This window comes from Vreelandella halophila (genome assembly GCF_009856365.1).
In the GTDB taxonomy this organism is placed as follows: Bacteria; Pseudomonadota; Gammaproteobacteria; order Pseudomonadales; family Oleiphilaceae; genus Halospina; species Halospina utahensis_B.
In genome coordinates this window covers 339,683-361,502 of the sequence record NZ_WMEX01000002.1, presented here as the reverse complement: position 1 = coordinate 361,502, position 21,820 = coordinate 339,683, and the positions used below count along the sequence as shown (strand labels likewise).

Sequence of the window (21,820 nt, the reverse complement as noted above, 5' to 3'; positions counted from 1 at the left end):
TTGAAGTCCGGTGGCCATTATAGCGATGCGGGCACTCAGGTACAGGTCCCACAAATCCCTTCCGGAACGGAGCAATTCCTTTCCTCAATGTCACGAAAGTGTCATACCCTCTCCATAGACTCGTCGCCAGACGCTCGCGGGAAGCCCGCAGGGCAACGGTTTACTTCCATTAGAAAGTTTTGATGGAACCCAATGACAGACATTCAGAGCTGGATCACAATTAATCTGGCATTACGCAAACCAAAGGAGCACACCATGACCAGAAAACAACTTCTCTCCGCCGCCATCGCCGCGACCCTGGCCGCCCCCGGCGCCCAGGCCCTGGAGTTCACCGCGGATGAAGGGCTCAGCCTGGCGGAGAACACCACGTTCAACCTCTACGGCACCGTGGAGCCCAAGGTGATCTCCGAAAAGAACGAAGACGGAGACGCCTCCACGGAGCTGGATGATGAGGACTCCACTCTTGGCTTTGCTTTCGAGACCCGTGTAAGCAACGCTGTGACCGCCTTTGGTCAGCTTGAGTTGGAATACAGCAGTGACGACAACAGCGACGGCTTCGACAGCCAGGACAGCGCCTTCCTCGGCGTAAAGGGCGACTTCGGCAAGGTCCAGGCGGGCAACTTCGACAGTGTCTATGAGGATCTGATCATCGATGCCACGGAAGTGGCCGAGGATGCCGAGATCTCGGACGAAGCCGTTGCCGGCGAAGACAACCAGATCGCCTACTACAGCCCGGACTGGAACGGCTTCAGCTTCCGCACCCAGGCCCGGATCCAGGGGCGTGATGAGGGCCCCGGCAGCGAGGACAGCAACGAGGTAGGTCTCTCCATCGCCGGTGGGTACACCGGAAATAACTGGGGGCTGTATGCCGGCTATGATGACCGTGCGGCGGATACAACCGGTGAGGTCTACAACGCCAACGGAGAGCAACTCTACGTTGATAATGATGGCAACATCACCACAAACGACGATTTCGATGCACTGACCGCTTATGACAGTGAAAATACCTACGGTATAGCCGGCGTCTACGGCATCGGCCAGTTCGAGTTCGGCGCCAAGTACTCAATCCAGGAGAACGCGGAGAACGCTCCCGCCGGCGACGAGACCACCTTCACCGCCCTGCGCGGCACCTTCACCCAGGGCCGTACCGAATTCTACGGCGCCGCCCAGCGGGTTTCCCCGGATGACGAAACCACCGTCAAGGAACGTGACGAGTTCACCCTGGGCGTTTCACACAAACTCTACGAGCCGCTGAGCCTGTGGGCGGAAGCCGGCTGGTACGACAAAGAGAACGACGCAGACGATAACGTCATGGTCGGCGCCATCTACAGCTTCTGATCCCCACCGGAAGCCGCTTCGGCCCCCAGCCGGGGCGGTTTCCAAGACGGGTCCCATCCGGACCTTTTCTTTCACCGTTGTCATAAAACTGTCACACACCCCCCGTAGACTCGTTGATGTAACGATGAGGTGGGTCAACCTGAGGAGTGTATCCATGAAGACCTGGAAGAAATCCGCCATCGCCATGGCGGCGCTGATGAGCGCCAGCACGGTCTCGGTCGCCCAGGAGCGCGATCAGATCCGGATCGTGGGCTCCAGCACCGTCTACCCCTTTGCCAGCTATGTGGTTGAGGAATTCGGCGCAACGTCCAGAAATCCCACCCCCACCATAGAGTCCACCGGCTCCGGTGGCGGCCTCCGGCTCTTCTGCGAGGGCATCGGCGCCGGCACGCCGGACATCACCAACGCCTCCCGGCGGATGAAGCCCAGCGAGTTCGACCGCTGCCAGGAGAATGGCGTCGAGAACATCACCGAGGCCATGATCGGCTCCGATGGCATCGTCTTTGCTCAGAGCGCGGAGAACGACGACCTCAACCTGACCCGCGAACAGATCCTGCTGGCCGTGGCCGCTGAGGTGCCAAAGAACGGTGACCTGGTCGAGAACCCCTATGACAACTGGAGCGACATCGATTCCAGCCTGCCGGACCGCGAGATCGAGATCCTGGGTCCACCGACCACTTCCGGTACACGGGATGCCTTCGAGGAACTGGTGATGGCATCGGTCAGCGAGGATGCCGGCTACCCCGGTGAGTACACCGACGTACGCTCTGACGGCGCCTATGTGGACTCCGGCGAGAATGACAACCTGATCATCAAGCGCATCCAGGAGAACCGCAGCGCCTTCGGCATTTTCGGCTACGGCTTCCTGGAGGAGAACCGCGACAGTGTGAAGGCCGCCAGCATCGATGGCGTGGAACCCACCACGGAGAATATCTCCACGGAAACCTACCCGGTGGCCCGCAGCCTCTGGTTCTACATCAAGAAGGCCCACGAGGGCGATGTGGTCTCCGGCATCGATGGCTACGTCAGTCTCTTCATGGATGATCTGATGATCGGCCCGGATGGCCTGCTGGTCGAGGAAGGCCTGATTCCGCTGCCTGAAAAGGCCCGTCGCAAGTGGCAGGAGCGTGTCGCTGAGCGGGTCAACCTCAAGCGCAGCGATCTGACGAAGTAACCGAAAAGCCCTTCCCGGCTGCTCCGCCCATGGCGGTCAGCCGGGTTTTTCTTTGCAGAAAAGGGAGGCAACAGTGAGCGTAGGTGAAACCACGCTGATCCTGCTCGCGGGGCTGATCCCGCTGGGCTACGCCGGCTTCTTCCTGGGCCGGCGCAAGGCAATGGCAACCCAGGCCGACGGCACACGGCTGCATTCAAGGCCGCAGCAGTACGGCTGGTACTCGGTGGTCTCCATGGCGGTGCCGGCCATCGGTGTCGCCTTTGCCGCCTCCCTGCTCAATCTTCTGGGCTGGATCACCCTGCCATCGGAGCTGGTGCTGGCCATGACGCTGGTCACGGCCGCCGCCGGCTTCGCCTACGGCCTGATGGCGATCCGCCCCACCCTGCGCGCCCGCAACACGCTGGACCGGTTGATCCGCTGGCTGCTGCTGGGCGCAGCCCTGATTTCCATCATGACCACCATCGCCATTGTGCTGTCGGTGATTTTCGAGGCCATGCGCTTCTTCCGGGAAGTGAGCGTCTGGGAGTTCATCACCGGCACCGTCTGGTCGCCGGGGGATTCCTTCCTGGAGGCAGCCGGCCGTGGCGATGAGGTCAGCGAGGGCGGTGGCGGCATGTTCGGCTCCGTGCCACTGTTCGCGGGCACCTTCATGGTGACCGCCATCGCCATGGCCGTGGCGCTGCCCATCGGGCTGCTGTCGGCCATCTTCATGTCCGAATACGCTTCCCTGAAGACCCGGGGCGTGGTCAAGCCGATCCTTGAGATCCTCGCCGGCATCCCGACCGTGGTCTACGGCTTCTTCGCCGCCATCACGGTCACACCCATTGTCGTGGACATTGCCGGATTCTTCGGCCTGGACGCCTCGTACAGCAACATCCTGTCGCCCGGCATCGTCATGGGCATCATGATCATCCCCTTCATCTCGTCACTGTCGGATGACGTGATCAACAGCATTCCCCAGAGCCTGCGCGAAGGCGCCTTCGCACTGGGCACCACCCGATCGGAAACCATCCGCAATGTGGTGGTGCCGGCGGCCCTTCCCGGGGTGATTTCGGCCTTCCTGCTGGGCGTTTCGCGGGCGCTGGGCGAAACCATGATCGTGGTCATGGCGGCCGGGGTGCGCCCCAACCTGACCTGGAACCCGCTGGAGGACATGACAACGGTGACCGTGAACATCGTCTACTCCCTGACCGGGGACCAGTCCTTCGACAGCCCACAGACGCTGTCCGCATTCGCGCTGGGGCTGGTGCTGTTCATTGTGACCCTGACGCTGAACATCATCTCCACAGTGATGGTGCGGCGCTTCAAGCAACAATACGACTGAGCGAACCAAGACATGAGCACGCGCAGACTGACCGGCTCCGCCAACGACCCGCACATCCGCCGCCGCTACCGCGCCGAGAAGCGCTTCAAGGCGTACTGCATTGGTGCGGTGGGGATCGCGTTCGCCATCATCGTGGCGTTCTTTACCGACATCATCAGCCAAGGGTACACGGCCTTCTGGCAGCACCAGGTCCAGGTGACCCTGGAGTACAACGACCGCTCAGCCCGCCTGGGCCAGTTCGCGCTGGACAGTGACATGCGGGACATCGCTTCCCGTGGCGCGACCCGCTCCATTCCCCTGGAGATGGAGGATAACCCGGACCTGATGGGCACCACCGACCAGCGCTGGGTGCCGGTCAAGGCCGAGATCGACCAGTACCTGAAACACGGCCATGACCTGCCGGCGGAACTCCGCCAACAGGTGGATGCCCTGGCTGACAGCGGCCGTATCCAGAGCGCATTCAACACCCGCTTCTTCACGACCGGCGATTCCAAGTTGCCGGAACTGGCGGGCATCTTTTCGGCGGCGGTGGGCACACTCTATGTGCTTGGCATCACCCTGGTGTTCGCCTTTCCCATTGGCGTCATGTCCGCCATCTACCTGGAGGAATTCGCGCCGGACAACAAGCTGACCCAGACCATCGAGGTCAACATCAATAACCTGGCGGCGGTACCGTCGATCATCTTCGGCCTGCTGGGTCTGGCGCTTTTCATCAACTTCTTCGGCGTGCCCCGCTCCTCGGCCCTGGCCGGGGGCCTGACTCTGGGGCTGATGACGCTGCCCATCATCATCATCAGCACCCGGGCGGCACTGCGGGCGGTGCCGGACCCGATCCGCCAGGGCGCCTTCGCCATGGGCTGCTCCCGCTGGCAGGTGGTGCGGGACCATGTGCTGCCCTCCTCGCTGCCAGGGATCCTGACCGGCACCATCATCGGGCTGGCCCAGGCCATGGGCGAGACGGCACCGCTGATCATCGTGGGCATGATCGCTTACATTCCGGAGGCGCCTTCCGGCATCTTCGAGTCCGCTACGGTGCTGCCGGCGCAGGTCTTCACCTGGGCCTCAGAGCCCCAGCAGGCCTATGTCGAGAAAACCGCCGCCGGCATCATGGTGCTGCTGGCGGTCCTGCTCACCCTCAATGCCACCGCCGTTTTCATGCGGCGCAAATTCGAGCGCCGCTGGTAGCGCTATACGAGGTGCGTATGTACTCTGAAGCCACAACCGAATCCCCTGAAACCACAAGCACGGAATCAGTAACCCCTATGACCGGGCAGACCGACACCAGCGAACCGGCCTCAACCGCTGGAACCGCGGAAAAGAATGTGAAGGTGAAAGCCGAGGATGTGAACCTCTGGTATGGCAATACCCAGGCGCTGCACGGCCTCAACCTGGATATCCATGAACGCGAGGTAACAGCGCTGATCGGCCCGTCGGGCTGCGGTAAGAGCTCGTTCCTGCGCTGCATCAACCGCATGAACGACCTCATCCCCAGTGTGCGGGTCCGGGGCCAGATCACACTGGATGGCGAGGACATCTACGATCCGGACGTGGACGTGGTGCAGCTGCGCAGCAACGTGGGCATGGTGTTCCAGAAGCCCAACCCCTTCCCCAAGAGCATCTACGAGAACATCGCCTACGCCCCCCGACTGCACGGCACTGTGAACAGCCGCCGGGACCTGGATGACCTCGTTGAGCACTCGCTCAAGCGCGCCGGACTCTGGCACGAAGTCTCGGACCGGCTCCAGACCCCCGGCACCGCCCTTTCCGGCGGCCAGCAGCAGCGCCTGTGCATCGCCCGGGCCATTGCGGTGAACCCTGAGGTCATCCTGATGGACGAGCCGGCCTCGTCCCTGGATCCGTTGGCCACGGCGACCATCGAAGAGCTGATCGATGAGCTGAAGGATCGCTACACCATTGCCATCGTCACCCACAACCTGCAACAGGCTGCCCGAGTAGCCGGTTACACCGCCTTTTTCCACATGGGCGAGATCGTGGAGTTCAACGACACGGATACTCTGTTCACCAACCCGCGTGAACAGAAAACCGAGGACTACATCACCGGTCGTTACGGCTGAGGCCGGCGGTACCAGCCTCAGCCGATCAGTACGGTCGGGTTACCGACCACCAGCTTGCCGCCATGGGCTGTGGCACAGCCGATGGTGGCGGCCGGTCTGCCGTTGATGAAAACGGTCGGCGAGCCCTCGCTGACCGTGTCCGGAGGTCCCACACAGACGGCCTTATCCCCCTGACGAACGGCCGGGCGTCCCCCGATCACAACATTCGGTGAGCCTTCCACGGCGGGACCACCCACATGGGGCTTGGGGCCATCAAACTGGGGACAGGTGTGAAAGTCGCCGAGGGTGGCGGCTGGCTTGCCCATGAACATCTCCTTGTCCGTAATGGATCATTTCCCTGCGGGGCCTGACGGCACCCGTTCCGCTATTACACCACTGGGCCCTTTACTGATCAACCAACGGTGTCAACGCATCAAAGACTGGCAGCCTTGAACCGATGCGCCGAGAGCGTCATCCTCAGCGCTTTCGCTCACTGACCAGAGAGAGCAACGTACCAGCATGCTGAGCAACCTTTCCCCGGTGCTTCTCGGGTTTATGGGCAGCCTCATTGCAGGCCTTCTGACCGCTGTGGGAGCGATCCCGGTTTTCGTCGGCCGGACACCGGGGCCGGCCTTCCGGAATCTGGCCCTGGGATTTGCTGCGGGCGTCATGCTTGCCGCGTCCTTCTTCTCCCTGATCATTCCCGCCCTCGACGCCGCCCGAGCCGAGTTCGGCAGCGACGCCATTGCCGCACTGATTGCGTGCGCATCCATCCTGGTCGGCATGGGCACCATTGCACTGCTTAATGAGGTTCTGCCGCACGAGCACTTCGCCTCCGGCCGCGAAGGCCCTGATGCGGCCTCACTGCGGCGCCTCTGGTTGTTCATCATCGCCATCACCCTGCACAACGTCCCCGAGGGACTGGCCGTGGGGGTGAGTTTCGGGGCTGAAGGCCTCAGCGGCGGCATGCCGCTGGCCATTGGGATCGGGCTCCAGAACATGCCCGAGGGCCTGGCCGTGGCCGTTGCACTGCTGGCCGAAGGCTATTCACGCTGGCGCTCCTGGGGGATCGCTGCTTTGACGGGACTGGTGGAGCCACTGGGCGGTCTCGCGGGCGCCGGTGTCATCAGCCTCTCCCAGACGCTGCTGCCCTGGGGGCTGGCCTTTGCGGCAGGCGCGATGCTGTACGTCATCAGCCATGAAATCATCCCTGAATCCCACCGCAGCGGCTACCAGAGCCGGGCAACGGTCGGGCTTTCACTCGGGCTGGTGATCATGCTCTTTCTCGATGTCTGGCTGGGCGCCTGATGCTACAATCGAGCGCTACTCGGAGGTAACCTGTGGCCGATCTCAATCCCCGCCAGCGCGAAGCCGTACGCTATCTTGATGGCCCCCTTCTGGTGCTCGCCGGCGCCGGCAGCGGCAAGACCAGCGTGATCACGCGCAAGATCGCCCACCTGATTGAGTACGCGGGTTACCCCGGGCGCCACATTGCCGCCGTCACGTTCACCAACAAGGCGGCGCGCGAGATGAAGGAGCGCGTGGGTAAGCTGGTGGACCGCCGTGCGGCTCGGGGGCTGACCGTGGCCACCTTCCATAATCTGGGGCTGACCATCCTGCGCGAGGAACACGACGCGGTGGGCTATCACCCCGGCTTCTCAATCTTCGACGCCGAGGATGCGCGTGCGCTGTTGCGCGACCTTCTGGCCGAACACGCCGCGGACACCGGTCTCGAAATCGGTGACCTGCAGGCGACGATTTCCAGCTGGAAGAACGCCATGCTGCTGCCGGACCAGGCGCTGAGCCGGGCCAATGACGCCCGCGAGGAACGCTTCGCGGTCATCTACCAGCATTACGCGGACTACCTGAAGGCCTACAACGCCCTGGACTTCGACGACCTGATCCTGCTGCCCGTATTGCTGTTCCGCAATCACGAGGAGGTGCTTCAGAAGTGGCAGCGCCGCATCCGCTACCTGCTGGTGGATGAATACCAGGACACCAACCTGAGCCAGTACGAACTGGTGCGCATGCTGGTGGGCCATCGCCAGGGCCTGACCGTGGTGGGCGACGACGACCAGTCCATCTACGCCTGGCGCGGCGCGCGGCCGGAGAACCTGGCCCAGCTCAAGGAGGACTTCCCGTCACTGAAGATCGTCAAGCTGGAGCAGAACTACCGCTCCATGCGGCGCATCCTGAGCACCGCCAACACCGTCATCGCCAACAACCCGCACGTGTTCGACAAGGCCCTGTGGAGCGAACTGGGCGTGGGCGACCCCATCCGCGTTCTGCGCTGCCGCAATGAGGAGGGCGAAGCCGAACGCATCGCCTCCGAGATCCTGGACCAGCGACTCCGGAGCCGCTCGGAATACCGGGATTTCGCCGTTCTTTACCGGGGCAACCACCAGTCGAAGCTGCTGGAGATCAAGCTCCAGGCCTACCAGGTTCCCTACAAGATCTCCGGGGGCACCTCCTTCTTCGCGCGCAACGAGATCAAGGACGCCATGGCGTACCTGCGTCTGCTCACCAACCCGGACGACGACGTGGCCTTCCTGCGCGTGGTCAACGTGCCCCGGCGCGAAATAGGCCCGCGTACCCTGGAACAGCTCACCGGCTACGCCCGCCAACGCAGCATGAGCCTGACCCGCTCCCTGGACGAGGTCGGCGCCGAAAGCCATATCCAGGGGCGCGCCCTGGACAAACTGCGGCGGTTCACGCACTTCCTGCACGACGTCCGCCATCGGCTGGAGAACGAGGACGACACCCTGGGCGTGATCCGCCGGATGTTCACGGACGTGGAATACGAGGAGTGGCTGCACCAGAACGCCTCCAGCGCCAAGCAGGCGCAGAAACGCATGGAGAACGTCTGGTACCTGCTGGATTCCATCGAGCAGATGGAGCCGACGGAGGATGACGGGGACACGGAACAGACACTGGAGGAAGCCGTAAGCCGCCTGGTTCTGCGCGACATCCTGGACCGGCAGGAGGAAGAGGACGACAGCGACCGGGTCCAGCTGATGACGCTGCACGCGTCCAAGGGGCTGGAGTTCCCGAACGTCTTCATCATGGGGCTGGAGGAGGAGCTCCTGCCCCACCGCAGCAGCATCGAGTCGGAAACCATCGAGGAGGAGCGGCGGCTGATGTACGTGGGCATCACCCGCGCCCAGCGCTGCCTGACCCTGACCTACGCCGGCCAGCGCAAGCAGTATGGCGAGGTCATCGAGCCCATTCCCAGCCGCTTCCTGGATGAAATGCCGGATGAGCACGTGGAGCGCGAGGGCAGCTCGGACAGGGATCCCGAGGCCAACCAGCGCCGCGGCCGGGCGACGCTGTCCGCGCTCATGGACGACCTCTCATGAGCTCTCGGCGTAGCCCTCATGCACCGCCCAGACGGCGGCCTCCACCCGGGAGCGCAAGCCGAGCTTCTTGAGCAGATGCTTCACGTGCACCTTGACGGTGCCCTCGCTGATATCCAGCCGCCGGGCTACCATCTTGTTGGAAAGCCCTTCCGCGATGTGACGCAGGATGTCCTTCTCCCGTGGAGTCAGACTGGCGTAATCCGGCCCTTCCGCCTCCGGTGTCTGCTGGTGGCGCAGGGCATCGGCCAACAGGGTCGTCAACCGGTCGCTGATCACCAGTTTGCCGACCGCAGCCTGGTGCAGCCGACTCATCAGATCCTCGGGCTCCATATCCTTGAGCAGGTAACCGTCAGCCCCGGCGCGCAGTGCCGCGACCACATCATCCTCGGCATCCGAGACGGTGAAGATCACGATCCGGCCGGGGAAACCATCCTCACGCAGTTTTCGCAGTGTCTCGTGTCCGTTGGTTCCCGGCATGTTCAGATCGAGCAGAATCAGGTCCGGGTCCAGCTCCCCGGCAAGGCGCACCCCCTCCTTTGAGCTGCTGGCTTCCCCGGCCAGGGTCATGCTGTCCTCCATTTCCAGCAGCTGGGTAATGCCCCGGCGCAGCAGGGGGTGGTCATCAATCAGAAGAATCCGCGCCGGCGCTTTATCGTCTGTCTGGGTCATAACATCATCCCGTTACTGTTCTGTGGGCAATGGGCTCAGGAAGCCTGGATCAGGCCGGAGTTGTTCTGCGGGATCATCAGGCGCACTTCGGCGCCGCCTTCGTCCCGGTTGCGCATACTGAGTTCACCACCCAGGGTCTGGCTACGGTCGCGCATGATCACGATACCGTAATGGCTCGGCGGTGCCCCACCGTCGGGCAGACCCACGCCATTGTCCCGCACCACCACCCGGAGTGAGCCGTTGCGCTGGTAGACACACACCGAGGCCTCAGTGGCATCGGCATGCTTGAGCACATTCGCCAGCGCCTCGCGCACGATCTGCAGCACATGGATCTCCTCATTCGGTGAGAACATGCGTGGCGGCATGTCGTACTCCAGTGACACCGGATAGCCCAGGCGCTCACTGAACTCGCTCACCGTCCGGTTCAGGGCCTCCTCCAGCCCCGGGGAATCGAACTGCAGGCGGAAGGTGGTCAGCAGTTCCCGGAGCTGGCGGTAGCCATTGTTCAGCCCGTTGCGCAGCTCATGGATCACTTCCTCCTCGCGGGCATCGACCTCACGACCGGATTCCTGCTGCAGCTTCTGCAGACGCGCCACCTGCATCTTGAGGTAGGAGAGTGACTGCGCCAGCGAGTCGTGCAGCTCACGGGCGATCACGGTGCGCTCCTCCATCAGCGTCAGCCGCTGCTGTTCCGTCATCCGACGGCTCAGGTAGACCGCAGTGCCGAGCTGGTCCGCCAGGGTTTCCAGAAGCTGGCGTTCGTGATGCTCAAGGGTCCGGTCACGCTCGTACCAGACCTCGAGGGTTCCCACCAGGTCATCCCCGGTGCGCACCGGCAGAAGCAGCCGCTTGCGGTGTTCCTCGGGCTGGTCCTCAAAGGTATGGCAGCCCGTGAGGCAGGCATCGCAGTTGAAGGAACGGCAGTGTTCCGGGCGCGCGTGGGCGAAGGTGGTGACCGCCTCAAATGAGGCGTCATTCTCCTGTTCATGCAGATAGAGGCTCACCGGGCCTATATCCAGAAGCCCTTCCAGCTGCTGCAGCAATGGAACGGAGCCCTCGCAAAGGTCCGTGGCCCCATAGAGCGACCGGCTGGCGCTGTGCAGGAGCTGCAGTGCGCGGTGGCTGCGTTCGAGTTCCTCGGTCCGCGCCGCCGCCTGCGATTCCAGGTCCGCGTAGCGCCGGGACAGTGATTCACTCATCTGGTCGAAGGTCCGGCCCAGAACGGCCAGCTCATCCTGACCCCGGAAGCCGGTACGCTGGCTGAAGTCCTGGCGTGCCGCCGCCCGCGCCATGGTCAGAAGCCGGTTCAGGGGCTCGACCACACGCCGGCGCACGTCCAGGAACAGTACCACCACAACCGCAAGGGTCAGGATCAGGGACAGAACCTGGACCATGCCCAGAAGGGCAATGCGCGACTCGGCACGTGCTTCCAGCGCTGCCACCAGGGCATCCACCTCCTGAATGAAGACAGCAGTCCCTTTCAGTGGCAAACCCGCGGCGCTGCCACGGAGTACTTCCGAATAGACAGGCCGGATCAGGGCCAGCCAGGTCAGCCGCACACGCTGGTACTGTGCCGTGACCGGATGCGCCAGCCCCGGCATGGCACTGTTGAGCAGGGGGCTTTCCAGGCGGGCAGTGATCTGCTGCATCTGGTCCTGGATGCGCTCCGGCCCAGCCTCGGCCTCCCCCAGGGTCACCAGCCGCTGGAGTTCCATGCGCACCAGTCCGGAATGGTTGATGGCGGCGGCGTCGCCCCGGGCACTGGCGGAAATCGCCAGCGAAACCCCAATATTGATCAATGCCAGTATCACAACGGCCGCCAGGGCCATTCCGATACGGGCAATCAGCGAATCCCTGAAAAGGCGCATCTGGTTCTCAGCAAGCGTGTCGGACTGGGCGTATATCGAAAGTAATAGACATGTTACACCAATTCAACAACGGCTACCTCTAATGACCTTTTGACCGGTATGACGGTTGGGCGGACACTCAAGCCACTGAAACCGCAATGCCATCCATCATGCATGAGGTCCAACATCCAATGCAGCCCGCAGACAAGAACTGGAACCTGTCCAGTTCCCTGCCGCTGGCCATACTGGTACTGGCACTGGCGGCAGGCAGCTGGGGTGTTTTCGGGGCGCTTGTGACCCTGGTGTCGCAGACCTTCGGGCTCACCGGCACAGAGTTCAGCCTCATACTTCTGGCGCCGGCAGCCATCGGCCTCCCTCTGGTGTGGGTGCTCTACCGCTGGGCCACCCATTCCTCCAGACCCGGCAACGTGCTGCTGATGGTCTTTCTGGCACTGATCCCGTTACTGGCCGGTCTGGCACTGGCAACCCGGTTCAGCCACCTGCTGCTGGTGGGCGCGGGGCTTGGCGTGGTTCCCGGCTGCTTCGCCGCCGGCGTGGTCTACCTGCACAGGTTGACCCGCATCCCCCGCCTGGCGCTGACCACCGGGCTTCTGGTTCTGTGCGCATTGGGGATCGCCTTTGCCTATGTCTCAACCCCCCTGATCACGGACGCCTTCGGCTGGCGCTTTACCCCCCTGATGAGCATCAGCCTTATCCTCATTGCCGCCGGCCTCCTCGCCGCCCTTGGCGATCCCACTGAAACCCGCGTGTAACCCTTTCCTATCCCTTGGGGGGTAGATCCCGGTTATCTCGTGGTATCCATGCAGACCTGATACTTCTTATTGACCAGAATAGGGCCCATCAGCCTGAACATTGAGAAAGCTCAACATTCAGGCAGCGCGGACAGGGCAAACCTGAGGAGATCAAGATGAGTAACTTTCTGGACCGACTGACGTTCTTCAAGCGCCAGAGGGAACCGTTCGCCGACGGTCACGGCGTGAGCGTGGACGAGGACCGGCGCTGGGAGGACGGCTACCGCTCCCGCTGGCAGCACGACAAGGTAGTGCGCTCCACCCATGGCGTGAACTGCACCGGCTCGTGCTCCTGGAAGATCTACGTGAAGAACGGCCTGGTCACCTGGGAAACCCAGCAGACCGACTACCCGCGCACACGCCCGGGCCTGCCCAACCACGAACCGCGCGGCTGCGCCCGGGGCGCCAGCTTCTCGTGGTATATCTATTCCGCCAACCGCCTGAAGTATCCCATGGTGCGCCGCCACCTGGTCGAACTCTGGCGCGACGCGAAAAAGCAGCACAGCGACCCGGTTCAAGCCTGGGCGTCCATCGTCCAGGACCCGCAGAAAGCCCACGCCTACAAGTCCCGTCGGGGCCTGGGCGGCTTCGTGCGTGCCGACTGGACCGAAGTCCAGGAGATCATCGCCGCCGCCAACGTCTACACCGCGCGCGACTACGGCCCGGACCGGATCATTGGTTTCTCCCCGATCCCGGCCATGTCCATGGTCTCCTACGCCGCCGGCACCCGCTACCTGTCGCTGATCGGTGGCGTCTGCATGAGCTTCTACGACTGGTACTGCGACCTGCCGCCGGCATCCCCCCAGACCTGGGGCGAACAGACGGACGTGCCGGAATCCGCGGACTGGTTCAACTCCACCTTCCTGATGATGTGGGGCTCCAACGTGCCGCAGACGCGCACCCCGGACGCCCACTACATGACCGAGGCCCGCTACCGGGGCACCAAGACCGTTACCGTGACCCCGGACTACTCCGAGGCCTCCAAGTTCGGCGACATCTGGCTCAATCCCAAGCAGGGCACCGACTCGGCACTGGCCATGGCCCTGGGGCACGTCATCCTCAAGGAGTGGCACGTTGAGGGCCGGAGTGACTACTTCGACGACTACGTGCGCCGCTACACCGACCTGCCCTATCTGGTCATGCTGGATGAGGAGAATGGCAACACCGTACCCGGCCGCTTCCTGCGCGCCTCGGACCTGGCGAAGAACCTCGGCGAAGACGAGAATGCCGACTGGAAGACCATTGCCTGGGACGAGACCAGCAACAGCATGGTGGCACCGACCGGTTCCATCGGCTTCCGCTGGACCGAGACCAAGGGCAAGTGGAACCTCGAGCAGAAGACGGGCGACGGCAAGGACATCCACCTGAGTCTGAGCCACATCGACAACGCCGACGAAGTCAGCGACGTGGCCTTCCCCTACTTCGGGGGCGGCGGCAACCCGCACTTCTCCCACACCAGCCACGACCCGATCCAGAAGCGCCGGGTGCCCATGCGCACCATCACCCTGGCCGACGGCAGCAAGGCCCGCGTGGCCAGCGTCTTTGACCTGATGGTGGCCAACTACGGCATCGACCGCGGACTCGGCGGCAATCATGTGGCCAGTTCCTACGATGACGACGTGCCCTACACCCCCGCCTGGCAGGAAGCCATCACCGGTGTGCCGCGCGAGAAGGTCATCACCGTGGCGCGGCAGTTCGCCGAGAACGCCCACAAGACCCAGGGCAAGTCGATGATCATCATCGGCGCCGCCATGAACCACTGGTACCACATGGACATGAACTACCGGGGCGTCATCAAGATGCTGATGATGTGCGGCTGCGTCGGCGTCTCCGGCGGCGGCTGGGCCCACTACGTCGGCCAGGAAAAACTGCGCCCGCAGACCGGCTGGGCGCCCGTGGCCTTTGCGATGGACTGGCACCGTCCGCCGCGGCACATGAACTCCACCTCCTTCTTCTACGCCCACACCAGCCAGTGGCGTCATGAGACCGTGGGCATGGAGGAGATCCTATCGCCGCTGGTGGACCCGAAGGACTGGAACGGCTCCATGATCGACTACAACGTGCGCGCCGAGCGCATGGGCTGGCTGCCTTCAGCACCACAGCTTTCCCGCAACCCGTTGCAGGTGGCGCGTGAAGCGAAAGAAGCGGGCATGGAGATCAAGGACTACATCGTGCAGTCGCTGCGCGATGGCAGCCTCCAGTTCGCCAGCGAGGACCCGGACAACCCGGCCAACTTCCCGCGCAACATGTTCGTCTGGCGCTCCAACCTGCTGGGCTCCTCGGGCAAGGGCCACGAGTACTTCCTCAAGTACCTGCTCGGCACCGAGAACGGCCTCCAGGGCAAGGACCTGGACAGCATCCCGAACGCGGAGAAGCCCGAAGAGGTGCAGTGGCGCGACGCGGCCACCGGCAAGCTGGACCTGCTGACCACCCTGGACTTCCGGATGTCGACCACCTGCATGTACTCGGACATCGTGCTGCCGACCGCTACCTGGTACGAGAAGCACGACATGAACACCTCCGACATGCACCCCTTCATCCACCCGCTCACGGCGGCCGTGGATCCGGCTTGGGAGTCACGCTCGGACTGGGACATCTACCGGGGCATCGCGAAGAAATTCTCCGAGCTCTGCGTGGGCCACCTGGGTGAGGAAACCGACGTCACCACCCTGCCGCACATTCACGACACGCCGGCGGAAATGGCGCAGCCCAAGGACGTGAAGGACTGGAAGAAAGGTGAGTGCGAGCCCATCCCCGGCAAGACCATGCCCAATATGGTGACGGTGGAACGCAACTACCCCGAGACCTACAACCGCTTCACCGCGCTTGGCCCGCTCATGGACAACGTGGGCAATGGCGGTAAGGGCATCACCTGGAAGACCAACGAGGAGGTGGAATTCCTGGGCGATCTCAACGGCCGCGTTACTGAGAACGTCAGCACCAAGGGGCGCCCGAAGATCCGCACCGCCATCAATGCCTGCGAGACGATCCTGAGCCTGGCGCCGGAAACCAACGGCCACGTAGCGGTGCGCGCCTGGGATGCGATGAGCGAACAGACCGGTCGCGAGCATGCGCATCTTGCCCGCCACCACGAGGGCGAGACCATCCGGTTCAACGACATCGTGGCCCAGCCGCGCAAGATCATCTCCTCGCCCACCTGGTCGGGCATCGAGTCCGAGAAGGTGAGCTACAACGCGGGATGGACCAACATCAACGAGCTGATCCCGTGGCGGACCCTCACCGGACGCCAGCAGTTCTACCAGGATCACCTCTGGATGCGCGCCTTCGGCGAGACCCTGTGCGTCTACAAGCCGCCGATCGACATGAAGACCATCGACCCGATCCTGAACAAGAAGGGCAATGGCAACACCGAGATCGTGCTCAACTTCATCACGCCGCACCAGAAGTGGGGCATCCACAGCACCTACACGGACAACCTGCTGATGCTCACGCTCTCGCGCGGCGGCCCGATCGTCTGGATGAGCGAAACAGACGCGGCCAAGGCCGGGCTTGAGGACAACGACTGGATCGAGGTCTTCAACGTCAACGGCGCCATCACGGCCCGGGCGGTGGTGAGCCAGCGGGTGCCCGAGGGCATGTCGATGATGTACCACGCCCAGGAGAAAATCGTGAACACCCCCGGATCCGAGATCACCGGCAACCGCGGCGGCATTCACAACTCCGTGACCCGGGCCGTGCTCAAGCCGACCCACATGATCGGCGGCTACGCCCAGCAGAGCTACTTCTTCAACTATCACGGAACCGTGGGTTCCAACCGCGACGAATTCATCGTCGTCCGGAAGATGAGCAACATCGACTGGATGGACGAGGAATCCAGCGATGCCATGCGGACAGAGGGGGCATGACATGAGGATACGCGCACAGATCGGCAAGGTACTGAACCTGGACAAGTGCATTGGTTGCCATACCTGTTCAGTCACCTGCAAGAACGTCTGGACCTCCCGCGAGGGCATGGAATACGCCTGGTTCAACAACGTTGAGACCAAGCCCGGCGTGGGCTACCCCAAGGAGTGGGAGAACCAGGAACGCTGGAAAGGCGGCTGGAAGCGCCTTGACGACGGCAGCATCCAGCCGCGCATCGGCGGGCGCTGGCGGGTACTGGCGAACATCTTCGCCAACCCGGACATGCCGGCCATCGACGATTACTACGAGCCTTTCGACTTCGACTACGCCCACCTTCAGAAGGCGGGCGACTCGAAGACCATGCCCACGGCCCGGCCACGCTCGCTGCTGACCGGCAAGCGCATGGAGAAGATCGAATGGGGCCCGAACTGGGAAGAGATCCTGGGCACGGAATTCAAGCACCGTTCGAAAGACTACAACTTCGAGGGCGTGCAGAAGGAGATCTACGGCCAGTTCGAGAACACCTTCATGATGTACCTGCCCCGGCTGTGCGAACACTGCCTCAACCCCACCTGTGTGGCGTCCTGCCCGAGCGGCGCCATCTACAAGCGGGAAGAGGACGGCATCGTGCTGATCGACCAGGACAAGTGCCGCGGCTGGCGCATGTGCGTCTCCGGCTGCCCGTACAAGAAGATCTACTACAACTGGAAATCCGGCAAGTCCGAGAAGTGCACCTTCTGCTACCCGCGCATCGAAGTGGGCCAGCCGACCGTGTGCTCCGAGACCTGCGTGGGCCGGATCCGCTACCTGGGCGTGATGCTCTACGACGCCGACCGCATCGAGGAGGCCGCAAGCACGCCCAACGAGCAGGATCTCTACGAAGCTCAGATGGACGTCTTCCTCAACCCCCATGACCCGGAGATTGAGGCCGAAGCACGGCGCCAGGGCATCCCGGACGACTGGCTGGAAGCCGCCAAGAACTCCCCGGTCTACAAGATGGCCATGGAGTGGAAAGTCGCCTTCCCGCTGCACCCGGAATACCGGACGCTGCCCATGGTGTGGTACGCCCCGCCGCTGTCGCCCATCCAATCCGCTGCCGAGTCCGGCCGCATCGGCTACAACGGCGCGATCCCGGACGTGGACCAGCTGCGCATCCCGGTGCGTTACCTGGCCAACATGCTCACCGCCGGTGAAGAACAACCCATCACCCACGCCCTTGAACGGATGCTGGCCATGCGGGCCTTCATGCGCGGGCGCAACGTGGATGGCGTTGAGGACACCGAGGTGCTGGAGCGGGTCGGCCTGGACGTGGCGACAGTCGAGGAGATGTTCCGCTACATGGCCATCGCCGACTACGAGGACCGCTTCGTGATCCCGACCAACAAGCGCGAGTACGCCCACTCCATGTACGACGGCCAGACCGAGCGCGGTGGCTGTGGCTTCAGCTTCGGCAGTGGCTGCAACGCCGGCGGCGGCGAGGATGCCGACGTCTTCGGCGGCAAGCCCAACAACAAGCGCAACTTCTTTTCCGTTCGCGTCGAGAAGATGGGCAACTGAGGAGATCATCATGAAGACACTGCACGCCATCGCCCATCTCATGGCCTACCCGACAGGGCCCATGCACGAGGCCCTGCCGGAGCTGGCCGAGGTCATCCGCAGCGAATCGCGGCTCGGGGAAGCCCCTCGTGACGAGCTTCTGGCGCTGATCGACGACCTGGCGGCCCGCCCGCTGGGCGAAATCCAGGAGAACTACGTGAGCCTGTTCGACCGCGGCCGCCACCTGTCACTGCACCTGTTCGAGCACGTACACGGTGAATCCCGGGACCGCGGCCAGGCCATGGTCGACCTGATGGAACACTACCGCCTGCACGGCTACGAGCTGGACGCAAAGGAACTGCCGGACTACATCCCGCTGTTCCTGGAATACCTCTCTACCCAGGACGAAACCGAGATCACCGATATGCTCGGTGACGCCATGCCCGTGATGGTACTGCTCGGGGCCCGCCTGGAGGAAAAGGAATCCCCCTATGCCGCCCTCTTCCACGCGCTGGAAGCCATCGGCGGCAGCTGCGAGCAGGCCCGCGACATGCGGGAACTGGCCGCCAACGAGGGCCCGGACGAATCCATCACCAAGATGGACGAAATCTGGGAAGAGGAACAGGTCACCTTCCTCGGCAATAACGACCCGGCCGGCGGTGGCTGCGGCAACACCAGCCCCGGCCCCGCCACCACACCCACGGACGAGATCCCTGTGCGCTGGGTGGACAACCCCGGCGCCCAGGCCGCCGGCCAACGCTGATTCAGGGGAGAGACACCATGGAAACCTACATCAACCAACTGATCTTCGGCGTCGGCCCCTACCTGGCCGGCACCATCTTCCTGCTCGGCAGCTTCCTGCGCTATGAGCGCGGCCAGTACACCTGGCGGGCCATGTCCAGCCAGAGCCTGAACAATCCGCCCGCCTTCCGCTGGGCCAGCATTGCCTTCCACGTGGGCATCCTGCTGCTGTTCTTCGGCCACCTGTTCGGCCTACTCACGCCCACGGTAGTCTACACCTCACTGGGCATGACTCCCGGCGCCAAGCAGATAATGGCCATGGTCGCCGGTGGCCTTTTCGGCCTGCTGTGCTTCGCCGGCCTCAGCTACCTGGTGTACCGGCGGCTGTTCAACGCCCGTGTGCGCGCCAACAGCAGCCCCATGGACACCTTCATCATCTGCCTGATCTACCTGCAGCTGATCACCGGGCTGTGCACCCTGTTCGTTTCCATGGACCACCTGGACGGCGCCGTCATGCTCGAACTCGCCCACTGGGCACAGGGCATCGTCACCTTCCAGGCAGGCGCATGGCATTACATCGTGGACGTGCACTGGATCTACAAGACCCACATCTTCCTCGGCCTGCTCATGTTCACCGCCTTCCCGTTCAGCCGGCTGGTGCACATCTGGAGCTGGCCGGTGGAATACGTGGCCCGGCGGTACCAGATCGTAAGGCCGCAGTAGAGCCCGACATCATAGGGCGGCCGATGCCGGGGATGGCATTCATCCCCGGTAGCGGCCGACCTGCAGCAGACACAGAGGTAGCAGCATGCAAGCCATCCCCATTCAACAAGTCGCCGGCGGCGAAATCCTGATCAACGGTCGCACCATTACCGAAGAAGCGATCAACCAGGAGATTCAATACCACCCGGCCCCGTCACTGGAAGAAGCCCGTAAGGAAGCGGCCAAGGCCCTGTCCATCCGCACGATGCTGATCACAGAGGCCGAACGCCAGGGCATCACCGGCGAGGACCGCCAGACTGCGGAAACCCAGGAAGAAGCCCAGATCCGCCAGCTCCTCGACCAGGAGCTGGACAACCCGGAACCGGACGACGCCGCCTGCCGGCAGTACTACGAAAGCAACCGCGAACGCTTCCGCTCACCCAGCCGGTACCACGTCTCCCACATCTTCCGCCCGGCCCCGGCCGACGACGCCGACGCCCGCGTTGCCGCCCGCGAACGCTGCCGCCGTATCATCCGCGTCTGCCAGGCCGACCCCAGCCGCTTCACCCGGCTTGCGTTCAAGCACTCCAAATGCCCCTCCGCCGAAGCCGGCGGCGACATGGGCACCGTCGGCCCCGGCGACACCGCGCACGACTTCGAAAAGGCCCTCGAGCGCCTCCCCGAAGGCGAAATCGCTGCCTACCCACAGGAAACCCGTTACGGCTTCCACGTGGTCTGGCTGCACGAACGCCAGCGCGGCGAACAGCTGCCCTACGAGGCCGTGAAGGAAAAAATCGCCACCTATCTGAAGGAATCCGTCTGGCGCCGCTCCGTCAGCCAGTACCTCCAGATCCTGGCCGGCCGTTCCCGGATCGAGGGGATTGACCTGGCTGGCGCCGACAATCCATTGGTACAGTGAATTAGAGGCACACAATGACGGTAGAAACCTTCACGCCGGAACCAAGAATCACCACCTTCGACGACCTGGCCCGAATGTCCGAAATGGACGGCCCCGGCACCAAACTCCTGGTCGTCCTCATCCACGTCCAGCGCCTCCAGGAAAAAACCGCCAGCGGCGAACACGCCGACATGGACGACCAGGGCACACTCATGCCCCTGATGGTCCGCGACTTCCCCTTGACACCCCAGACCCGCCTCAAGGACATTGTTGAAGAAGCGGACCAGGTCAGCACCAACTGGGAATTCCTGATGACCGCCGTCCTCCCCGGGCGCAACGGTGAGCCCGCGCCCGAGGACGAGACCGAACAACATCTCACGCGCATGGCCCAGACCCTCACCACCGGTGAAAACCTGGACCAGTTCGCCATCTTCACGCGCGACGGCGAACCGGTACAGCTCCAGGCCATGAGCGAGCAGTAAGGAGAACACGATGTCCGAACCGCAAAAGGCACTGGTCGACCAGTTCGGGCGCACCATCACCTACGTGCGCATCTCCGTGACCGACCGCTGCGACTTCCGCTGTGTCTACTGCATGAGCGAGGACATGGAATTCCTGCCACGCCAGCAGGTGCTCAGCCTGGAGGAGATCGGGCGCATCGCCCGTATCTTCCGCGAGCTCGGTGTCGAGAAGATCCGCCTGACCGGCGGCGAACCGCTGGTGCGCAAGGGCATCGTGAAACTGGTCGAGGACATTGGCGGCCTCGGCCTGGACGATCTGGCCATGACCACCAACGGCAGCCAGCTCCCGCATATGGCGCACGACCTGAAAACCGCCGGCATGGACCGACTCAACATCAGTCTCGACTCGCTGGACGCGGAAAAATTCCGCAGCATTACCCGCACCGGTGACCTCAACAAAGTCATCCGGGGCATTGATACCGCCGTAGAAGCAGGCTTCAAGGGCATCAAGCTCAACAGCGTCATCATGAAGAACCGCAACGACCACGAAGTCCTCGACCTGGTCGAGTTCGCGCGGTCACGCGGCATCGACATCAGCTTCATCGAGGAAATGCCCCTCGGCGAGATCTCCGACCATACCCGGGACGAAACCTTCTGCTCCAGCGACGAGGTCCGGGAGATCATCGAACAGCGTTACGACCTCATCCCCAGCACGGCGGACACTGGTGGGCCGTCGCGCTATTTCCGGATGCCGGACTCACAGAGCAAGATCGGCTTCATCTCCCCACACACCCATAACTTCTGTGGCGACTGCAACCGCGTACGACTGACCGTGGAAGGGCGCCTGCTGCTGTGCCTGGGCAATGAGCACTCGAAGGACCTGAAGGGACTGATGCGGCGCTACCCCGAGGACGACGAACCCATCCGTGAGGCCATCATCAGCGCCATGGATCTGAAACCGAAAGAGCATCACTTCACTACTGACGGTGACGTGCAGATCCTGCGGTTCATGAATATGACGGGTGGGTGACTGTGCGCCAGAGA

General features: G+C 63.2%; 18 protein-coding genes. 15 read left to right on the top strand and 3 right to left on the bottom strand.

Going from position 1 to position 21,820, the window contains the following annotated elements; translation table 11 throughout:
* The first annotated feature begins 255 nt into the window (after positions 1–255).
* From GLW01_RS04970 to pstB, 5 genes are all read left to right on the top strand, one after another.
* Positions 256–1,338: a porin gene (locus GLW01_RS04970; RefSeq protein ID WP_160898339.1), complete on the top strand. Its 1,083-nt coding sequence runs from the start codon at positions 256–258 to the stop codon at positions 1,336–1,338.
* A 154-nt stretch (positions 1,339–1,492) separates the two neighbouring features.
* On the top strand, positions 1,493–2,512 hold the full coding sequence (locus GLW01_RS04965) for a substrate-binding domain-containing protein (protein WP_160898338.1): 1,020 nt from the start codon (positions 1,493–1,495) through the stop codon (positions 2,510–2,512).
* Positions 2,513–2,585: 73 nt separating this feature from the next.
* Positions 2,586–3,836, top strand: coding sequence for a phosphate ABC transporter permease subunit PstC (gene pstC, locus GLW01_RS04960; RefSeq protein WP_160898337.1), 1,251 nt, complete (start codon positions 2,586–2,588; stop codon positions 3,834–3,836).
* 12 nt (positions 3,837–3,848) lie between these two features.
* Positions 3,849–5,021: a phosphate ABC transporter permease PstA gene (gene pstA, locus GLW01_RS04955; protein WP_160898336.1), complete on the top strand. Its 1,173-nt coding sequence runs from the start codon at positions 3,849–3,851 to the stop codon at positions 5,019–5,021.
* A 17-nt stretch (positions 5,022–5,038) separates the two neighbouring features.
* Positions 5,039–5,911 carry a phosphate ABC transporter ATP-binding protein PstB gene (gene pstB, locus GLW01_RS04950; protein WP_202405572.1) on the top strand — a complete coding sequence of 291 codons (873 nt, stop codon included), beginning with the start codon at positions 5,039–5,041 and terminating at the stop codon, positions 5,909–5,911.
* A gap of 17 nt (positions 5,912–5,928) precedes the next feature.
* Here the strand turns inward: pstB and GLW01_RS04945 are convergent, their stop codons facing one another.
* The gene (locus GLW01_RS04945; protein ID WP_160898334.1) at positions 5,929–6,216 is read right to left on the bottom strand and encodes a PAAR domain-containing protein; all 288 of its coding nucleotides are present in this window, start codon (positions 6,214–6,216) and stop codon (positions 5,929–5,931) included.
* A 193-nt stretch (positions 6,217–6,409) separates the two neighbouring features.
* Here GLW01_RS04945 and GLW01_RS04940 point away from each other — a divergent pair, with 193 nt between their 5' ends.
* Together GLW01_RS04940 and rep are read left to right on the top strand one after the other, a co-directional pair.
* Positions 6,410–7,198 carry a ZIP family metal transporter gene (locus GLW01_RS04940; RefSeq protein WP_202405571.1) on the top strand — a complete coding sequence of 263 codons (789 nt, stop codon included), beginning with the start codon at positions 6,410–6,412 and terminating at the stop codon, positions 7,196–7,198.
* A 32-nt stretch (positions 7,199–7,230) separates the two neighbouring features.
* Positions 7,231–9,246: a DNA helicase Rep gene (gene rep / locus GLW01_RS04935; protein WP_160898333.1), complete on the top strand. Its 2,016-nt coding sequence runs from the start codon at positions 7,231–7,233 to the stop codon at positions 9,244–9,246.
* Here the strand turns inward: rep and narL are convergent.
* Both narL and GLW01_RS04925 read right to left on the bottom strand, forming a co-directional pair.
* Positions 9,241–9,915, bottom strand: coding sequence for a two-component system response regulator NarL (gene narL / locus GLW01_RS04930; protein ID WP_160898332.1), 675 nt, complete (start codon positions 9,913–9,915; stop codon positions 9,241–9,243). The genes rep and narL overlap by 6 nt on opposite strands.
* Before the next feature lie 35 nt (positions 9,916–9,950).
* Positions 9,951–11,783 carry a type IV pili methyl-accepting chemotaxis transducer N-terminal domain-containing protein gene (locus GLW01_RS04925; RefSeq protein ID WP_160898331.1) on the bottom strand — a complete coding sequence of 611 codons (1,833 nt, stop codon included), beginning with the start codon at positions 11,781–11,783 and terminating at the stop codon, positions 9,951–9,953.
* Between the two features lie 170 nt (positions 11,784–11,953).
* On the opposite strand from GLW01_RS04925, the gene GLW01_RS04920 reads away from it, so the two are divergent.
* The 8 genes from GLW01_RS04920 (at position 11,954) to moaA (ending at position 21,806) form a co-directional block, all read left to right on the top strand.
* A complete protein-coding gene (locus tag GLW01_RS04920; protein ID WP_160898330.1) occupies positions 11,954–12,535 on the top strand; it encodes a hypothetical protein in 582 nt (193 codons plus the stop codon).
* A gap of 155 nt (positions 12,536–12,690) precedes the next feature.
* On the top strand, positions 12,691–16,440 hold the full coding sequence (locus tag GLW01_RS04915; RefSeq protein WP_160898329.1) for a nitrate reductase subunit alpha: 3,750 nt from the start codon (positions 12,691–12,693) through the stop codon (positions 16,438–16,440).
* Position 16,441: 1 nt separating this feature from the next.
* Positions 16,442–17,995 carry a nitrate reductase subunit beta gene (narH, locus tag GLW01_RS04910; RefSeq protein WP_095616313.1) on the top strand — a complete coding sequence of 518 codons (1,554 nt, stop codon included), beginning with the start codon at positions 16,442–16,444 and terminating at the stop codon, positions 17,993–17,995.
* A gap of 10 nt (positions 17,996–18,005) precedes the next feature.
* A complete protein-coding gene (gene narJ, locus GLW01_RS04905; RefSeq protein WP_160898328.1) occupies positions 18,006–18,737 on the top strand; it encodes a nitrate reductase molybdenum cofactor assembly chaperone in 732 nt (243 codons plus the stop codon).
* A gap of 17 nt (positions 18,738–18,754) precedes the next feature.
* Positions 18,755–19,438 (top strand): respiratory nitrate reductase subunit gamma, encoded by a 684-nt coding sequence (narI, locus tag GLW01_RS04900; protein WP_160898327.1) that lies wholly within the window; start codon positions 18,755–18,757, stop codon positions 19,436–19,438.
* 85 nt (positions 19,439–19,523) lie between these two features.
* A complete protein-coding gene (locus GLW01_RS04895) occupies positions 19,524–20,336 on the top strand; it encodes a peptidylprolyl isomerase (RefSeq protein WP_160898326.1) in 813 nt (270 codons plus the stop codon).
* 14 nt (positions 20,337–20,350) lie between these two features.
* The gene (locus GLW01_RS04890) at positions 20,351–20,797 is read left to right on the top strand and encodes a hypothetical protein (protein ID WP_160898325.1); all 447 of its coding nucleotides are present in this window, start codon (positions 20,351–20,353) and stop codon (positions 20,795–20,797) included.
* A 10-nt stretch (positions 20,798–20,807) separates the two neighbouring features.
* Positions 20,808–21,806: a GTP 3',8-cyclase MoaA gene (gene moaA / locus GLW01_RS04885; protein ID WP_160898324.1), complete on the top strand. Its 999-nt coding sequence runs from the start codon at positions 20,808–20,810 to the stop codon at positions 21,804–21,806.
* Positions 21,807–21,820: the final 14 nt, after the last annotated feature.